The 13,962-nt window shown below is 54.4% G+C and carries 15 protein-coding genes; 7 read left to right on the top strand and 8 right to left on the bottom strand.

Annotated elements, in window-relative coordinates; genetic code table 11:
• Window positions 1–6 precede the first annotated feature (6 nt).
• Window positions 7–462 (top strand): universal stress protein, encoded by a 456-nt coding sequence (locus D9A02_RS03415; protein ID WP_120499565.1) that lies wholly within the window; start codon window positions 7–9, stop codon window positions 460–462.
• 53 nt (window positions 463–515) lie between these two features.
• On the opposite strand, the gene D9A02_RS03420 is transcribed toward D9A02_RS03415, so the two are convergent.
• Window positions 516–1,469 (bottom strand): PhzF family phenazine biosynthesis protein, encoded by a 954-nt coding sequence (locus D9A02_RS03420; RefSeq protein ID WP_120499566.1) that lies wholly within the window; start codon window positions 1,467–1,469, stop codon window positions 516–518.
• Between the two features lie 73 nt (window positions 1,470–1,542).
• Window positions 1,543–1,917, bottom strand: a complete 375-nt coding sequence (locus D9A02_RS03425; RefSeq protein WP_162932948.1) for a hypothetical protein — start codon at window positions 1,915–1,917, stop codon at window positions 1,543–1,545.
• Window positions 1,918–2,007: 90 nt separating this feature from the next.
• Between D9A02_RS03425 and D9A02_RS03430 the strand changes: the two genes are divergently transcribed.
• A complete protein-coding gene (locus tag D9A02_RS03430; protein WP_120499568.1) occupies window positions 2,008–2,769 on the top strand; it encodes an alpha/beta fold hydrolase in 762 nt (253 codons plus the stop codon).
• On the opposite strand, the gene D9A02_RS03435 is transcribed toward D9A02_RS03430, so the two are convergent.
• Entirely contained in the window at window positions 2,766–3,161 is a 396-nt protein-coding gene (locus tag D9A02_RS03435; RefSeq protein ID WP_162932949.1) for a hypothetical protein, read from the bottom strand. The two genes, D9A02_RS03430 and D9A02_RS03435, sit on opposite strands and share 4 nt — an antisense overlap.
• 171 nt (window positions 3,162–3,332) lie before the next feature.
• On the opposite strand from D9A02_RS03435, the gene D9A02_RS03440 reads away from it, so the two are divergent.
• The 3 genes from D9A02_RS03440 to D9A02_RS03450 are packed head-to-tail and all read left to right on the top strand — an operon-like array spanning window position 3,333 to window position 6,228.
• Window positions 3,333–5,138, top strand: a complete 1,806-nt coding sequence (locus D9A02_RS03440) for a glycerophosphodiester phosphodiesterase family protein (protein ID WP_120499570.1) — start codon at window positions 3,333–3,335, stop codon at window positions 5,136–5,138.
• A 33-nt stretch (window positions 5,139–5,171) separates the two neighbouring features.
• Window positions 5,172–5,687 carry an HdeD family acid-resistance protein gene (locus D9A02_RS03445; protein ID WP_120499571.1) on the top strand — a complete coding sequence of 172 codons (516 nt, stop codon included), beginning with the start codon at window positions 5,172–5,174 and terminating at the stop codon, window positions 5,685–5,687.
• Window positions 5,688–5,715: 28 nt separating this feature from the next.
• Window positions 5,716–6,228, top strand: coding sequence for a DUF308 domain-containing protein (locus D9A02_RS03450; RefSeq protein ID WP_120499572.1), 513 nt, complete (start codon window positions 5,716–5,718; stop codon window positions 6,226–6,228).
• Window positions 6,229–6,353: 125 nt separating this feature from the next.
• On the opposite strand, the gene D9A02_RS03455 is transcribed toward D9A02_RS03450, so the two are convergent.
• A complete protein-coding gene (locus tag D9A02_RS03455; RefSeq protein WP_120499573.1) occupies window positions 6,354–7,175 on the bottom strand; it encodes an enoyl-CoA hydratase/isomerase family protein in 822 nt (273 codons plus the stop codon).
• A 236-nt stretch (window positions 7,176–7,411) separates the two neighbouring features.
• Between D9A02_RS03455 and D9A02_RS03460 the strand changes: the two genes are divergently transcribed.
• Window positions 7,412–8,044, top strand: a complete 633-nt coding sequence (locus D9A02_RS03460) for a TetR/AcrR family transcriptional regulator (RefSeq protein ID WP_120499574.1) — start codon at window positions 7,412–7,414, stop codon at window positions 8,042–8,044.
• A gap of 1,009 nt (window positions 8,045–9,053) precedes the next feature.
• Here D9A02_RS03460 and D9A02_RS03465 read toward each other — a convergent pair.
• The 4 genes from D9A02_RS03465 to ettA form a co-directional block, all read right to left on the bottom strand.
• The gene (locus D9A02_RS03465; protein WP_120499575.1) at window positions 9,054–9,239 is read right to left on the bottom strand and encodes a CTP synthetase; all 186 of its coding nucleotides are present in this window, start codon (window positions 9,237–9,239) and stop codon (window positions 9,054–9,056) included.
• Between the two features lie 67 nt (window positions 9,240–9,306).
• Window positions 9,307–9,870 (bottom strand): DUF4329 domain-containing protein, encoded by a 564-nt coding sequence (locus tag D9A02_RS03470; protein ID WP_162932950.1) that lies wholly within the window; start codon window positions 9,868–9,870, stop codon window positions 9,307–9,309.
• A gap of 77 nt (window positions 9,871–9,947) precedes the next feature.
• Complete coding sequence (locus tag D9A02_RS03475) at window positions 9,948–10,859, bottom strand: bifunctional 2-polyprenyl-6-hydroxyphenol methylase/3-demethylubiquinol 3-O-methyltransferase UbiG (RefSeq protein WP_162932951.1); 912 nt, start codon at window positions 10,857–10,859, stop codon at window positions 9,948–9,950.
• A 5-nt stretch (window positions 10,860–10,864) separates the two neighbouring features.
• Entirely contained in the window at window positions 10,865–12,532 is a 1,668-nt protein-coding gene (gene ettA, locus D9A02_RS03480; RefSeq protein WP_120499578.1) for an energy-dependent translational throttle protein EttA, read from the bottom strand.
• A 98-nt stretch (window positions 12,533–12,630) separates the two neighbouring features.
• On the opposite strand from ettA, the gene D9A02_RS03485 reads away from it, so the two are divergent.
• Window positions 12,631–13,941 carry an alpha/beta hydrolase gene (locus D9A02_RS03485; protein ID WP_162932952.1) on the top strand — a complete coding sequence of 437 codons (1,311 nt, stop codon included), beginning with the start codon at window positions 12,631–12,633 and terminating at the stop codon, window positions 13,939–13,941.
• Window positions 13,942–13,962 lie beyond the last annotated feature (21 nt).

The following is a 13,962-nucleotide window of genomic DNA, read 5'->3' on the forward strand; positions in this document are numbered from 1 at the left end:
AAAATCATGCGTAAGTTTCTTGTCGTCTTGGACGAAAGCCGGGAATGTCTGAATGCCATGCGGTTCGCTGCGATGCGGGCGGCACACACCGGTGGTGGTGTCGAAGTTTTGGCGGTGATTCCCCCTGAGGAGTTCAACCACTGGATCGGTGTGGGCGACATCATGCGTGAAGAGGCGCGCGAGCGGATTCAGGTGCATTATGAAGTGTTTGCCAAGTGGATGCGCGACAAGCAGGGTGTTGAACCCGAGCTGGTCATTCGCGAAGGTGTACCAGTGACCGAGATCATGGCGCAGGTGCACGATGATCCTGAAATCGGTGTTCTGGTGCTGGGTGCTGGCACGGATAAAAAGGGCCCCGGACCATTGGTGACACAGCTGTCGAAGAACTCGGGCTCGTTGCCCATTCCGATCACAATTGTGCCGGGCGATCTGTCGAAAGAGCGGCTTGAAGCCATCACTTAAGCACGGAAGTTTGTGTACAGCCTGTACGTTTTAGGGCCTGAAACGTACACAAATCATTGCTGGGATAAAGGTCCACTATCAGGTGATGGGAGGCTCAGTTTACCCTCGATTACGCGCGTTGCGATGCCGCCGACCTGAAGGCGAGTGATGTCACCATCTGAAACCATGATTCGGCTGGTGATCTGGCTGGGGCGACCCAGTTTGAGACCTTGCTCAGCGCGGATTTCAAACAAATCTGCGCCCTCAGGCTTAACCAGATTGTTACGAAACAGATAAGCCGCCAATGCCGCATTGGTGGTGCCCGCTGCGGCAGATTCGGAAACACCGACAGCGGGGCAGAAGTCCCGCACATGTAGGTGGCGATCGACGGCGATCACATCGGTGGAAAACGCGGCCACAGTTTCCAATCCGTTCTCAATGCAAAAAGCCGCGAGACCGGCGAAGTCGGGCTGCAGGCGGTTCATCGCGTCGAGATCGCGTAGCGGAAGGCACAGGTGAATGAAATCGGCGCTGGCAACCTCGGCCGGCAGAGATGATGAATAGTCGTCTGGGGTGATCCCCAGTAAAGTGGCTAATCTGTCCATGTCGAGCGCGGCGGGGGCGAAGGTGGCTGTCGCGACATCCAACATCACCTCAATTCGACCGTTGGTATTGCGACGGTATTTGACCGTGGCCTTGCCCTTGGGCAGATCAAGCGTCGCGTTGTGCCAATCATCACTGTCGCAAGGTAGCAGATCCAAGTCGACCAGCCGGGTGATTAGGCAGAGAGTGCCATGACCGCACATTGGCAATTCCATGACAGTGGAGAAGAATTGCAGGGATACAGTGGTGCCCTCTATCCGGTCCACAAAGGATGTGGCTGGGACGCCGATCTGGCGAGCGATGCGCATACGGTTTTCTGTGCTGAGTTGCCCGGCATTTAATACGATGGCGGCCTGACTGCCGGAATAGGGCACATCGGTAAAGGCGTCATACATGGCAAAAGGCAAATCGGCGATGTCTGTCATGAACGCGGCCCTTGTCTGGTCGTGGGTGCAGGCACCGTGGCATAGCACGCGTGCGAGCGGCAAGGGCGGATCGTCAGACCAACCCTTTCCACAGCAGGAAGAGCAGATAGAGCGCAGCAATGACCACCAGATTGAAGACCAGCAGGCCAAGGAAGTTTATGATCTTATCCTTGCGGCGCTCAGTTGGGTTGATGTCTTTGAGATAGTGCCGGAACATGGCAAAGGATCGATCCAGTGCTTCCTGATCGATCAAACGCGCCATTTTGGGATTGGTCGCCTGTTGTTGTGCCTTGACGATAAAAGCCCCTTCGCGGCGCAAGTGTTTTGGCAACGTGCGACCGGCGCGTTTTAGGCGCTTTTCAAGCGTTTTACCGCGAAGACCAAGCTTTTCCTTAAGCTTGTCGTTCAGCCGTTTGACGCGTTGATCCATTTTATCAGGTTCTACCACGAGTAATCCTCCGTGGCTGAATTTAGGGACTTTCAGTGCAGGTCTCAATAGGGACTGGAGAGTTGTCGAAGGCGGGGTTATCAAAGTCACATGTTGAATATGATCGAACACGGCACCCCGACAGACAAACCCGGCCTTGTGATTGTGCATGGGCTGTACGGCTCTGGTCGCAATTGGGGCGTGATCGCCAAGCGTCTGTCGGATGAGCGGCATGTTGTGGCGGTGGATATGCGCAACCACGGTGCCAGCAAATGGACCACGACACATAACTATCCCGAGATGGCCGATGATCTGGCCGAGGTTTTGCAATCCTTGGGTGGACCATATGATGTGTTGGGTCATTCGATGGGCGGCAAGGCGTCAATGACGCTGGCGTTGACACAACCCGAATTGATCAACCGTCTGATCGTGGCAGATATCGCGCCGGTGGCTTATGGCCATACGCAGTTGCAATATGTGAAGGCAATGCAGGCGGTTGATCTGTCACAGGTGAGCCGCAAGACAGAGGCGATTCCATTGCTGGAACCCTATGTGGACGATCTACAGTTGATTTCGTTTTTCTTACAGTCACTGGATGCACCGAATAAGCGGTGGACATTGAATTTGGAAACTCTTGAGGCTGAGATGACGGAGATTATGAGTTTTCCGGAATTGGATGCGGCTTATGATGGGCGGGTGTTGTTTTTGTCTGGGGCGGATTCGGATTACGTGAAACCCGAGTACCGCGATAAGATCAAAGCCCTATTCCCGGCGGCAAAATTCATGAAAATCCCTGGCGCGGGCCATTGGCTGCATGCGCAAAAACCACGTGAGTTCGAAGCGGTGGTGCGGGCCTGGCTGGCGCGAGACTAGAGCTTGTTTTCTGCAATACTGTTGAGACGATCGGCCAATGATTTGAGTAGTTGATCGGCAAAGGCGCGGGTGCTGAGTTCAACCACATCTGAGAGCTCTGGCAGGGCTTCGCGCAGGGCATGGATCTCGTTGCGGATCTGAACCAATTCAAAACTGTCGGCGTTGGCGAGACGGCTTTCGAGTCTGTCTGCGCGGGCGCGGAGCTGGTCCAGCTTTTGGGTTTGCGGCGCTATGGCCTCGCGGGCAATCTGGGCTGCGCTGTCACGCAGTTCATTCAATTCACGCAGCATGAAGGTGGCGCAGATCAGAACGATGATCACCAGCATCAATGTGGCGTTGAGCAAAGCCAATGCCAGTTCGCGTAGGGTTTGAGGAAAGGTACGATGTGACATCTGGAACGCCTTTGCGTGGTCATGGGATAGAAGGTGCGAGGATTTTTCATCATAACCGCATTGCACAGGAAATTGAAAACAATTGATAAATTTGTGATCTTCTGCGAGTCTCCTCCGTATAACGGGAAGATTCTCGCGCATTGCGTGTGTTCAAACAAAACCGGAGAGTAGATGAAAGCCATCTTGAATAAAGCATGGCGAGAGCGGCGAAGCATTATGATGCTTCACATCCTGTTTGTAGCCTTATCGACAGCGGTGATATTCCCCCTGTGTCAGGCAGCGATCCGGCTTGCCGTGTCTTTTTCTGGCAATGCAGCGCTGACCGATCAGGATATTGCGAAATATCTGCTGTCGCCGCTTGGGCTTACGCTTTTGGTTACGGTGGGGGCGATTATTATTGCCGCGTCGGTGCTGGAACTGTCGGGGCTGTTGATCGAATTTCGCGGCGCAAGTTCCGTGCGGGCGGTGTTTGCGCATTTGCGGCAAAAGTTTGCGTCGGTTTGCATCTTTGCCGGGTGGTTGATTGTGCGGGTAATGGCGCTGGTGCTGCCCGTGGCGGGGGTGATTGCGTTGATCGTGTTTAGCCAGATCGGCGAATATGACATCAATTATTATCTGAGCACACACCCGCCGGAATTTATCCGTGCGATTGTCTATGCCGCGCCGCTGGCAGTGGGGCTGGTGTTGGTTCTGCTGTGGTTTTTGGCCGGCTGGGTGATGGCGCTGCCGTTGATCTTGTTTACCGAATGCAGCCCGCGACGCAGTTTTGCCCAGAGCGTAGCGTTGACACAGGGGCGCAGGCGGCAAGTGGCCTTGGCGATTGCGGTCTGGGCTGGGGCGGCGATTCTGGCGGCGGTGGTGAGCGCTTGGCTGATTGGGGTTGGGGTTCGGCTGCTGGCCCCGCCGGTTGATGCAGGATTGGCGCGGATTGCGCTGCTGGCCTTGCTATGTCTGCTGCTGTGGGGGGCATTGCTGCTGTTAAGCGGCGCGGTGAGCGCTGGGGTTCTGGCTGCCGCAATCGATACGCTGAGTGGGCAGATTATTCCACGCTTGCCAGAATTTGATACCCGAGGGGACCGCTTTTCTGGGGTTTTACTGTGGGCGATGGCGGGCTTCATCGCGGTGTCCTGCGCAAGCACAGGGTGGGCGCTTGTTCAAAAGGCGCGCACGGTTGAGGATGTTGAGGTCATAGCCCATCGCGGTGCTGCTGGCGTGCGGCCCGAGAACACTCTGGCGGCGATGGAAGAGGGGATCGTGCAAGGCGCGGACTGGTTGGAGATCGACGTTCAGGAAGATGCCAATGGCGAGGTGATCGTTGTGCATGACAGTGATTTCATGAAACTTTCGGGCAATCCGCTCAAAGTCTGGGACGCCACGGCGGCGGATCTGGCAGATGTCGATATCGGCAGCTGGTTTGATCCGGAATACGCGGGCGAGCGCGTGCCAACCCTGCGCGAGGTGCTGATGTTGGCCAAAGGGCGGGCGAAGGTTCTGGTCGAACTGAAGTACTATGGTCATGACGATCAGCTGGCCGAACGGGTGGCGCAGGTGATTGAAGAGGTCGATATGGTTGATCAGGCTGCTGTGATGTCGCTCAAGACCCAGCAGGTTGACGACATCAAACGTGTCCGTCCCGAATGGCGGCGGGGTCTGTTGGCGGCGACGGCCATCGGTGATCTGTCACAATATGATGCGGATTTTCTTGCGGTGAACAGCGCGATTGCATCGCCCGGGTTCATCAACCGGTCACATGCGGCGAGCAAGGATGTTTATGTCTGGACGCCCAATGACGCGATGACGATGTCGCAGATGCTGTCGCGCGGGGTGGACGGGCTGATCACCGATGAACCAGCACTGGCGCGCAGGGTCATCGTAGCGCGCAGCGAAATGAGTGTGGTCGAGCGGTTATTGGTTGAAGTCGCTGACTTTGTAGGGTTTTCAAGCCCGGTCAAGACTTATCGAGATGCGTCGCCATAGGGCGGCACGGGTTGTATTGTGAAAGGATACAAGATGAATAATTGGGGACTTTGGTTGATTGCAGGCATCGTATCATTGCTAGGCGGTCTTTTTGCGTTGGCCAATCCGATGGCGGCAACATTGTCGGCGACCTTATTGGCGGGATATATGTTCATGGTGGTTGGGGCGCTGACGGTGGTATCGGCGTTTCAGGCCTCGGGTTGGGGCGGCCGGATTTGGGCGCTTTTGTTCGGTCTGGTCATGTTCCTGATGGGTTTCCATCTTGTGGGTGAGCCACTCAAAGGCACGCTGACGCTGACCTTTGCCGCCGCGATTTTGATGCTGACAGCCGGGTTGTTTCGCATTCTTATGGCCTTTGCGGTTGAGGGCGGACAGGTTCGGATGATCCTGATCCTATCGGGTGTCATTTCGCTATTGCTGGGGGGCATGATCCTGTCGAACTTCCCACAATCGGCAACTGTTGTGCTGGGTCTGTTCCTGGCGATCGAATTGATTTCGAACGGCGTGTCACTGATCGTACTGTCGCTGGGGTCGCGTAAAGCGGCTTGATGCGGGATCTGAGCAAAGGAGAAAGCCTATGAAACATTGGATGTTGTGGCTATTGGCCGGGGTCATTGCTGTGACCTGTGGCCTGTGGGCGCTGATTAACCCAAGCACTGCGGGCACCACAACCGAGGTTATCGTCGGTGGCGGCTTGTTGGCTGTGGGCGGGCTGCAGGGCTATGCCGCCTATACCAGCGAAGGCTTCAAAGCCCGTGGCGCTGCCATTCTGGGAGCGGCGGTGGCGCTGTTTCTGGGGCTGTCGCTGTTGTTGGGGCCGTTTGGCGATGGCTCCATCCTGGGCTGGATCGTGGGCGGATCATTGGTTGCTGCGGGAGTTGGCAAGCTGATGGCCGCGCGTGAGATCAAGGAGGATAGCCTGTCGCAATACATCATGATGGCGGCGGCTGTGTCGGCCGTTCTGGGGGTGATTGTGCTGCTGGGTGGACTGGGTATCACCCTCGGCCTGATCGTGGCGCTGGAGCTGTTGGCGCTGGGCGTGACCCTGATCATCCTATCCCTGCGTCGGAAAAAGAAAACTGGCGCTTGAGTTTGATTCAAAGGTCTCGCCTTTTAGGGGGGGCCTTTTTACGTGGGTTGCTGGTAGAAGGAATTGAAAAGCCATGAGCGACTTTATCGCCCATGGCTTTCGAATTTGAACTACACTTTGAAGAGCTAGCTCTCAGATTTGGCCAGTTCTGCTGCTGTATCAGCGAAGACACCGGCAAAATCAGTTGCTTCGCGCTCCGTCTGGCCCCCACTTTTCAAGAACGCCTTGATGATGGTTTGTGTTTTATCTTCTGCCGCACGCTCAAGAAAGTAGCGCAACTCGATTGAAGCGCCTGCAGCTTCGTCACGGATCGATGCATTTACGATGTCCTTGTACATCGCCACATCGCGCAAATCTCTTGCTCTCAAAGTATTCAAAATACCCTCGAGATACTCATCAAGCTCGGCCTTGGGCACATATTTCGTAATGATTTTCAAAGCCTCAGCATCGGGCGCGGAAATATCTTCGCCAGTCAACAGCACCTGCATCGCCTTTTTCCGGCCCAGTCTGCGGGCGAACTGAACACCACCTTGCCCGCCGGTTGGAATGTTGACCCCGATCTCGGGCTGGGCAAAGGCAGCGTTTTCTGTGCCATAGGTGATATCGCAAGCCATAGTGAACTCGTTGCCGCCACCGCGCGCGAAACCATCCACCACGGCAATTGACAATTGCGGAAGCGTTTTGACGTTTTCGATCATTTTAGAGAAGGCATAGATACCTTCTTGTCCCTCAGGCGTGCCGTTAATCGTGTTAAGATCCAGATGAGCCACAAAAAAATGAGGGTTGGCCGACTTGAAGACGACTGCTTTCGTCTCATGGTCGTGCTTCAGCGAATGAAAGAAATTATTCATTTCATTGATGACATCCACCGTCCAGATATTGGCTGGAGGGTTGTCGATAACGACGGTTTTGATCCCGTCTTCTGTTGTTATGTGCAGTTTGCTCATTTCCGAAGCTCCTTTGAATCAAGTGCAATTACGTCAGATTCGGCACCGAATGTGCTCTGGTTTTCCGACCAGCAATCTTTGTATTTAGCGGGCATAGGTAAAAATTATACAGTTGTAAAGTTATTTATTATACGATTGTAAATACTCGGCGAACACTCTTTGAGGACCCAAAGTCATATAGACAGTTGAAATATCTCCAACTGGCTTTAGTACGGTTAGAGACGGGAGGCTGGTCTATGGCGGAAACACAGAGTCGTCTTGGTGAGGCAAACCAACGCGCACAGGCAAAAGTCGACAAGTTCGAAGCACGAAGAGCGGAACTCGCCGATGCCGCACTGTCGACGTTGTCGCGTTTGGGTTATGCCCGAACGTCACTGCGCGATATTGCCGAAAACACAGAGTTCTCACACGGTGTGCTGCGCTATTACTTTGATGACAAGTTAGACCTGATCACCCAATGCATCAGGCAATACAAAGCCGTTTGCGTTAAACGCTATGATGTCGCCACCACAACCGCAGCAACACAAGATGAATTACTTGATGGTTTCATTGCGCAGCTTTCTGAAACGCTCGTGGCCGAAACTCATTTGCATCGACTTTGGTATGATCTGCGCTCTCAAGCCTTGTTCGAGGCCGCGTTGCGGGACGATGTGCAAAAAATCGATAGTGACCTGGAGCAAATGATCTGGCGTGTCGTTGCAAGATATGCGGAAATGGAGGGCGGGTCGCCAAAGCTCTCACCCAAAGCGCTCTATGCCCTTTTCGACGGATTGTTCCAGGCTGCGTTGGCACAAGTCGTCGCCGGAGAAGACACTGCGGTTTCGGAGATGGAAAAAGAGCTGCGCGCGCTGTTCCCTGCTATTGCGTAAGCTGGTCAACGGTGGTCGTTAATCCCTATCTCGACCTCATTGCAATGTTCTGAAGCTGACTTTCCGGCCAATCAATTGGATAGACGTTTAGCCTGTTAAATCTTGATCTCGTATCGATATTTGGCATGTTCGGAGCGTCTTTAATCAACATATTGTTGATTTTCCACTGCGCACGGGCTATCCGTTGACGCACAGGTGCATAGACGCGGAACAGCATCGACTGACGGCGGGGTTCAAAAGTCTTAACGCTTTTGAACCCCGTTTCCGTGTCACTGCCCGGCAACTGTGGTCAAAATGAAAACAAATATGAAATGGTGTGGTGGCCAAAAAGGAAAAGGCGCCAGGTGCTCAGACGCGGTCTTTGCATCGTGGATTGCTCCACACCCTGACGCCTCGCCGGATCATCGCGCCCCGAGGGACACAGATCCAGTTTTTGCAGTAGATCCGAAGACCTGCCACGTTTGCAACAAATCCGAAGATCCGCCGCCGCCACGCCCCGCCCGAAGGTGGCTTGTGGCCCGCAATACACCTAAAAGAAACTGCCAGTTCATGAAGATCCGAAGACCCTCACGACCGGGCCGCTTCCCCAATCCGGTGCGGAGGGGCGATAATCCCGAAGGACCCGCATCCCGCCGCATCCAGACCCAAGTCATAAGACCCGGGGGAGATCTGCGAACCGCGTTGGTTCAATGAACCGCTGCGATATCCTTAGGTTTGCCCAGAGACGCGATTCTGGCAAGAAAATAGCACTGCAGCATTGAAATTTCTTGGGGATAACCTGTTGATATATGGTGGGAAAAACCTGTGGATAAATCGAAAATACTTTGATGAACAGGACTGTTGCACAAGGATAAGTCGTTTTTGGAAAACCCGCGATCTTTCACCCGAATTGCTGCGGGCGCAAAGACTTTTGGGGCGCACTGCAGGATATGGCGGACGAAATCTAAACGGATGGCTGTCAATCCTCCCAGAGTTGCCAACCATCCGTAAGCCAACCGGTGCAGGTCGACTATTGCTGCGCAACAAGCTTTCGCGCGATCAGGAGGGTGATTGGGAAGGACGCGAGAAACCCCAAAGCAGCAGCAATGGAAATGCCGTAGACAGTGTCGTACCCTGAGACGAGGGCGGCGATGACCCCGGAACCCGCTAGGGTGGAGCCGATGAAGAGATGTATAATTGCGGCCAGACGGAACATGGGACACCTCCAAGTGTTGATGTGTCGTCATGATAGCGCTGGTTTGGTAAGGGGGCCTTGATCCAGATCAGATCGGGCTGTTTTCGCGGTCATAAATCGCGTCGAGATCGTATTCCTTGGCCGGGGGTGGGGCGTCTGACGGATCGTAACCCGGATCAGAACTGATGCAGCGGGGACCGCAGAGCAGGGTGCTGTGCTCCTGAGAGGAATCGTTAAACCAGACCCGTCCGCCGGGGGTGCCGATGTAGCCGTCAACACCCTCGTCCATGTCGGCCAGAAGGTCGTCAGAGGAGGGCAGCTCGCTGTCATACTCTGCCGAATGCGCCCCGTGGGTGTGGAAGGAGGCGAGGGGTTCAAAACCCTCGTCCATCTCAGGTTGGCAAGATCCTTTGCGTCCGCGGATTGGCGTGGTCGAGATGTAGTTGCCGTCCTCACCAAGGCCGATGAAGCCGCAGAATTCACGGTTCTGCGCGATGGACTGAGGCTGCAAGTTGTTCAGGACGGATTTGGCAAAGGTAATCTCCTCGGCTGTCTGCGGTGTGCTGCGGGTTGGCTGCACGGTGTCGATGTCGGCACAGGTGCTGAGCAACGTCAGCCCAAGAGCCAGCAGAGGGAGTTTTGCAAATGACATGAGAGAGTTATGGCTGAGTAAGTACAGGGTAGCAATGCATGGACGAAAGGCAGAATGTCTCTCGCGTTTTATTTCCTTCAGGCTTTTCGCAAAATAGCTGCGAACTCTAGGCGATTGGACGGCGTTAGCCATACAGATTCTGGCTTGAGGCTTGTTAGGCCTGCTTCGTTTAAAGCCCAAACTATGTTGAGAAAGGTTTCGGGTTTGAATTGCCAGGCGTGGGAATCAATATATTCTTCATGCGGCGCTGAGTATTTGTCGTATGCCGCTTTTAGGCGTTCTATATAGCCCTCTTCCCAACCGGCATCGAAGTGATCAGCCTCTGTATGCCGAACGGAATCGTTATGGGTCATCAATATAGTGTGGTTGATCAGTGAACGGAGGGTGTGTCTGTTACGTTTTTCTATGGAGGCTGCGAGAACGTCACCTATGGAAGTATCTGGCTTCGGTTGATCGAAACAAAACTGCTTGTCGGGCACCAGCAGATAGTAGTGCCCTCCTTCGTGCAGTAGGTTACTAATATCATTCAGGTGGCGCACGAGGTCGGGTTGATGCTCGATGCAATGAGAGCTGAAAGCGGCATCAAAGGTTTCTGGAATAGTCGAGAGATCGCCATCATCATCCTGAAAGTGAACGTCAACAACGGTATCAGAGGTCACAAAATCATTGGGATCATTTTTTGCCCGCTCCCGAAGTTGCTCCGTGGTGAAGACATCGAAATAACGTACGTTTTCCCCTTTGATAGATGGTGCGAAATATGGTCCCACCTCGAGGATTTTCTTTGTTGTATCGATTGACGGCAAAAAGTGTTCCCGTGCGGCCATAGGCTCGAGGGAACTATGCAAAAGGTTCCGGGCGGAGGGGAGAACGTCATTTGATCGATCGTGGAGTCTTTCTAGTTCCCGGCGATTGTTTTCCAGTTCTTGCCGCTTGAGTTCTAATGCCTGCCGCTTGTCACGAAACTTTCTAATATGTCTTCTAATACCCATTTGGATTACCTCGAGAATTTTTTGTGCTTCAGACGTTTGGGTTCCAAAGCGTCCGGGCCGAGGCGGCGTTTTTTGTCTTCTTCGTAGTCCTCGAAGTTGCCTTCGAACCATTCGACATGAGCGTCGCCCTCGAACGCGAGGATGTGGGTGCAGATCCGGTCGAGGAAGAAGCGGTCGTGGCTGATGACCACGGCGCAGCCGGCGAAGTCAACCAGCGCGTCTTCTAAAGCGCGCAGGGTTTCAACGTCCAAATCGTTAGTCGGCTCATCGAGGAGCAGGACATTGCCGCCCTCTTTCAGCAACCGCGCCATGTGCACACGGTTACGTTCACCACCTGAGAGCAGAGAGAGTTTTTTCTGCTGGTCGCCGCCTTTGAAGTTGAAGGATGAGCAGTAAGCACGGGAATTGACCTGTGCGTCACCCAGTTGGATGATCTCGGCACCGCCAGAGATCGCCTCCCAAACCGTATCACCATCGTTGAGGTCATCGCGCGACTGATCAACATAGGACAACTGCACGGTATCGCCAAATTCAACGGTGCCCTTGTCCGGATTTTCCTGACCGGTGAGCATTTTGAACAGCGTCGATTTACCGGCACCGTTGGGGCCGATGACGCCGACAATGCCGCCGGGGGGCAGGCTAAAGGTCAGGTCTTCGATCAACAGTTTGTCGCCCATCGCCTTGTTGAGGTTTTCAACCTCGATCACTTTGCCGCCAAGGCGCTGGCCATTGGGGATAACGATCTGAGCGCGGCCGATTTTTTCACGTTCGGACTGATTGGCGAGATCGTTATAGGCGGCGATCCGGGCCTTGGATTTGGCTTGGCGGGCTTTTTGGCCTTGCTGCATCCATTCCAATTCGCGTTCCAGCGTCTTTTGCTTGGATTTGTCTTCGCGGGCTTCTTGCGACAGGCGTTTGGCCTTTTGCTGCAGCCATGCAGAATAATTGCCCTCGTAAGGGATGCCGCGGCCACGGTCGATCTCGAGGATCCAGCTGGTGATATCGTCAAGGAAATAGCGGTCGTGGGTGACGATCAAGATGGTGCCTTTGTAATCGATCAGGTGCTGTTGCAGCCAGGCGATGGTTTCGGCGTCTAGGTGGTTGGTCGGCTCATCGAGCAGTAGCATTTCTGGTGCTTCGAGCAGCAGTTTGCACAGGGCCACGCGGCGACGCTCACCCCCCGACAGATCGCTGGGTTTAGCGTCGTCTGGTGGGCAGCGCAGGGCTTCCATACTGATGTCGATCTGCGCATCCAGATCCCAGAGGTTTTCAGCGTCGATCTGATCTTGCAGTGCTGTCATCTCTTCCATCAGCTCATCGGAGTAATCCTCGGCCATCTCGATGGCGATCGCGTTGAAGCGGTCAAGCTTGGCCTTTTTCGGGGCCACGCCCAGCATCACGTTTTCGCGTACAGAGAGGCTGTCGTCCAGTGGTGGTTCTTGTGAGAGGTAGCCAACTTTGGCGCCTTCTGCGGCCCAAGCCTCGCCGGTGAAGTCGGGATCAAGACCCGCCATGATTTTCATCAGCGTGGATTTACCGGAGCCGTTGACACCGACGACGCCAATTTTAACGCCGGGCAGGAAGCTGAGATGAATGTTCTCAAAGCATTTCTTGCCGCCAGGATATGTCTTGGAGACATCCTGCATGTGATAGACGTATTGATAGGCTGCCATGTCTGTGCTCTCTTTGAACTTGAGGTGAACTTGCAGGCATGTAACCGGCGCAGGCGATAAATTCAAACAGGGAAATCACTATGACAGGGCCACGGCACATGAAAAAAGTGGTTTTTAGCTGCGTTCTATTGGCTTTGGCGGCCTGTGGTGGCTTGAGCACAACTGGAATTTTGGCACCAGCACCCAACCTTTATACGTTTGAGAACGGTGACTTGTATCCGGCCCGGGGTGTTCCAAAGGGATTGCGCCGGACAACGACTGAAATTCTCTATGTGACGGATCGCCAACCGGATCGCAACGCAGCCGGAGAGATTGCGGGCTATAGCAGCGTGCGCAGCGATTCGATGGCGTTTGGGGTCAGCCTCGTGGAATATGGTGATCTGCAGGATTGGGGTGATCTGGTCGAGCGAACCCACGACAAGGGTAAACGTGGCCTGACGCGGCTGGACCCGGTTTATCTGCAAGAGATCGCGCGTTTCCCCGATACACCCCTGCCGATTGAGCGACGCGGTGATCGTCTGGTGGTGCGGGATGCTGCACAGCAGGCCTATGACCTGCGTCAGGACGTGATGGCACAGGAAATCGGGACGCGGTTGCGCAAGCACGGGTTGGACCGGGTGATGATCTATATTCATGGCTTTAATAACGATTTTGACGATGGTGTCGGGACGCTTGCTAATATCTGGCACTATTCCGGGCGGCAGAGTTTGCCGATGGTTTATTCTTGGCCCGCAGGAAGTTCTGGCCCGCTGGCATACTTTCGCGATGTGGAATCTGGTGAGTTTTCAGTGTTTCATGTCAAAGAATATTTGCGAATGCTGGCGAGCATCCCTGAAGTCAAGACCATCGATATCGTGGCACATTCGCGCGGTAATGTGGTGATCACTGATGCGCTTCGGGAATTGCTGATTGAGGCGCGCGCATCGGGGAAGGCCCCGAGGGCGGCGATGAAAACTGGGATTTTGGTGATGGCGGCCCCTGATCTGGACATTGGTGTAACGCAACAGAGGCTGGTGGCAGAGCGTTTTGCAGAAGCCTTTGAGCAAATCAGCATTTACGCCAATCCCGAGGATGAGCTGCTAGCGCTGTCAAAGGTCATTGGCAATAACACGCGGTTAGGCGGAATTGATGCTGATAGCTTTAGCGAGGCGCAAATTCAGAACACGGAGCGAACAGGCACCGTGCATTATATTCTGGTCGAAGATGGGAGCGGGCATTTGGGGCATTCGTATTTTCGGGAAAATCCGGCTGTAATGTCCGACATCGTATTGGCGCTCAGGACTCGGCAGTTGCCCGGCACCGAGTTTCGCCCACTCGAGCGAACCAGCGCGGTGACCTGGGCCTTGCATCAAAATTATCCCGGTGAAGAACTGCCGGAGGTTTTGGATTTCAGCGGGCCGGAGCGCTAACAACCCGGTTTTTCACAACAA

The organism is Roseovarius sp. EL26, assembly GCF_900327775.1.
GTDB lineage: Bacteria > Pseudomonadota > Alphaproteobacteria > Rhodobacterales > Rhodobacteraceae > Roseovarius.

What these genes read in the sequence shown, in the direction of transcription:
- D9A02_RS03415 (WP_120499565.1), top strand. Translation starts at nt 7, where the DNA reads ATGCGTAAGTTTCTTGTCGTCTTGGACGAAAGCCGGGAATGTCTGAAT.
- D9A02_RS03420 (WP_120499566.1), bottom strand. Translation starts at nt 1,469, where the DNA reads ATGACAGACATCGCCGATTTGCCTTTTGCCATGTATGACGCCTTTACC.
- D9A02_RS03430 (WP_120499568.1), top strand. Translation starts at nt 2,008, where the DNA reads ATGTTGAATATGATCGAACACGGCACCCCGACAGACAAACCCGGCCTT.
- D9A02_RS03435 (WP_162932949.1), bottom strand. Translation starts at nt 3,161, where the DNA reads ATGTCACATCGTACCTTTCCTCAAACCCTACGCGAACTGGCATTGGCT.
- D9A02_RS03440 (WP_120499570.1), top strand. Translation starts at nt 3,333, where the DNA reads ATGAAAGCCATCTTGAATAAAGCATGGCGAGAGCGGCGAAGCATTATG.
- D9A02_RS03445 (WP_120499571.1), top strand. Translation starts at nt 5,172, where the DNA reads ATGAATAATTGGGGACTTTGGTTGATTGCAGGCATCGTATCATTGCTA.
- D9A02_RS03450 (WP_120499572.1), top strand. Translation starts at nt 5,716, where the DNA reads ATGAAACATTGGATGTTGTGGCTATTGGCCGGGGTCATTGCTGTGACC.
- D9A02_RS03455 (WP_120499573.1), bottom strand. Translation starts at nt 7,175, where the DNA reads ATGAGCAAACTGCACATAACAACAGAAGACGGGATCAAAACCGTCGTT.
- D9A02_RS03460 (WP_120499574.1), top strand. Translation starts at nt 7,412, where the DNA reads ATGGCGGAAACACAGAGTCGTCTTGGTGAGGCAAACCAACGCGCACAG.
- D9A02_RS03465 (WP_120499575.1), bottom strand. Translation starts at nt 9,239, where the DNA reads ATGTTCCGTCTGGCCGCAATTATACATCTCTTCATCGGCTCCACCCTA.
- D9A02_RS03470 (WP_162932950.1), bottom strand. Translation starts at nt 9,870, where the DNA reads ATGTCATTTGCAAAACTCCCTCTGCTGGCTCTTGGGCTGACGTTGCTC.
- D9A02_RS03475 (WP_162932951.1), bottom strand. Translation starts at nt 10,859, where the DNA reads ATGGGTATTAGAAGACATATTAGAAAGTTTCGTGACAAGCGGCAGGCA.
- ettA (WP_120499578.1), bottom strand. Translation starts at nt 12,532, where the DNA reads ATGGCAGCCTATCAATACGTCTATCACATGCAGGATGTCTCCAAGACA.
- D9A02_RS03485 (WP_162932952.1), top strand. Translation starts at nt 12,631, where the DNA reads ATGAAAAAAGTGGTTTTTAGCTGCGTTCTATTGGCTTTGGCGGCCTGT.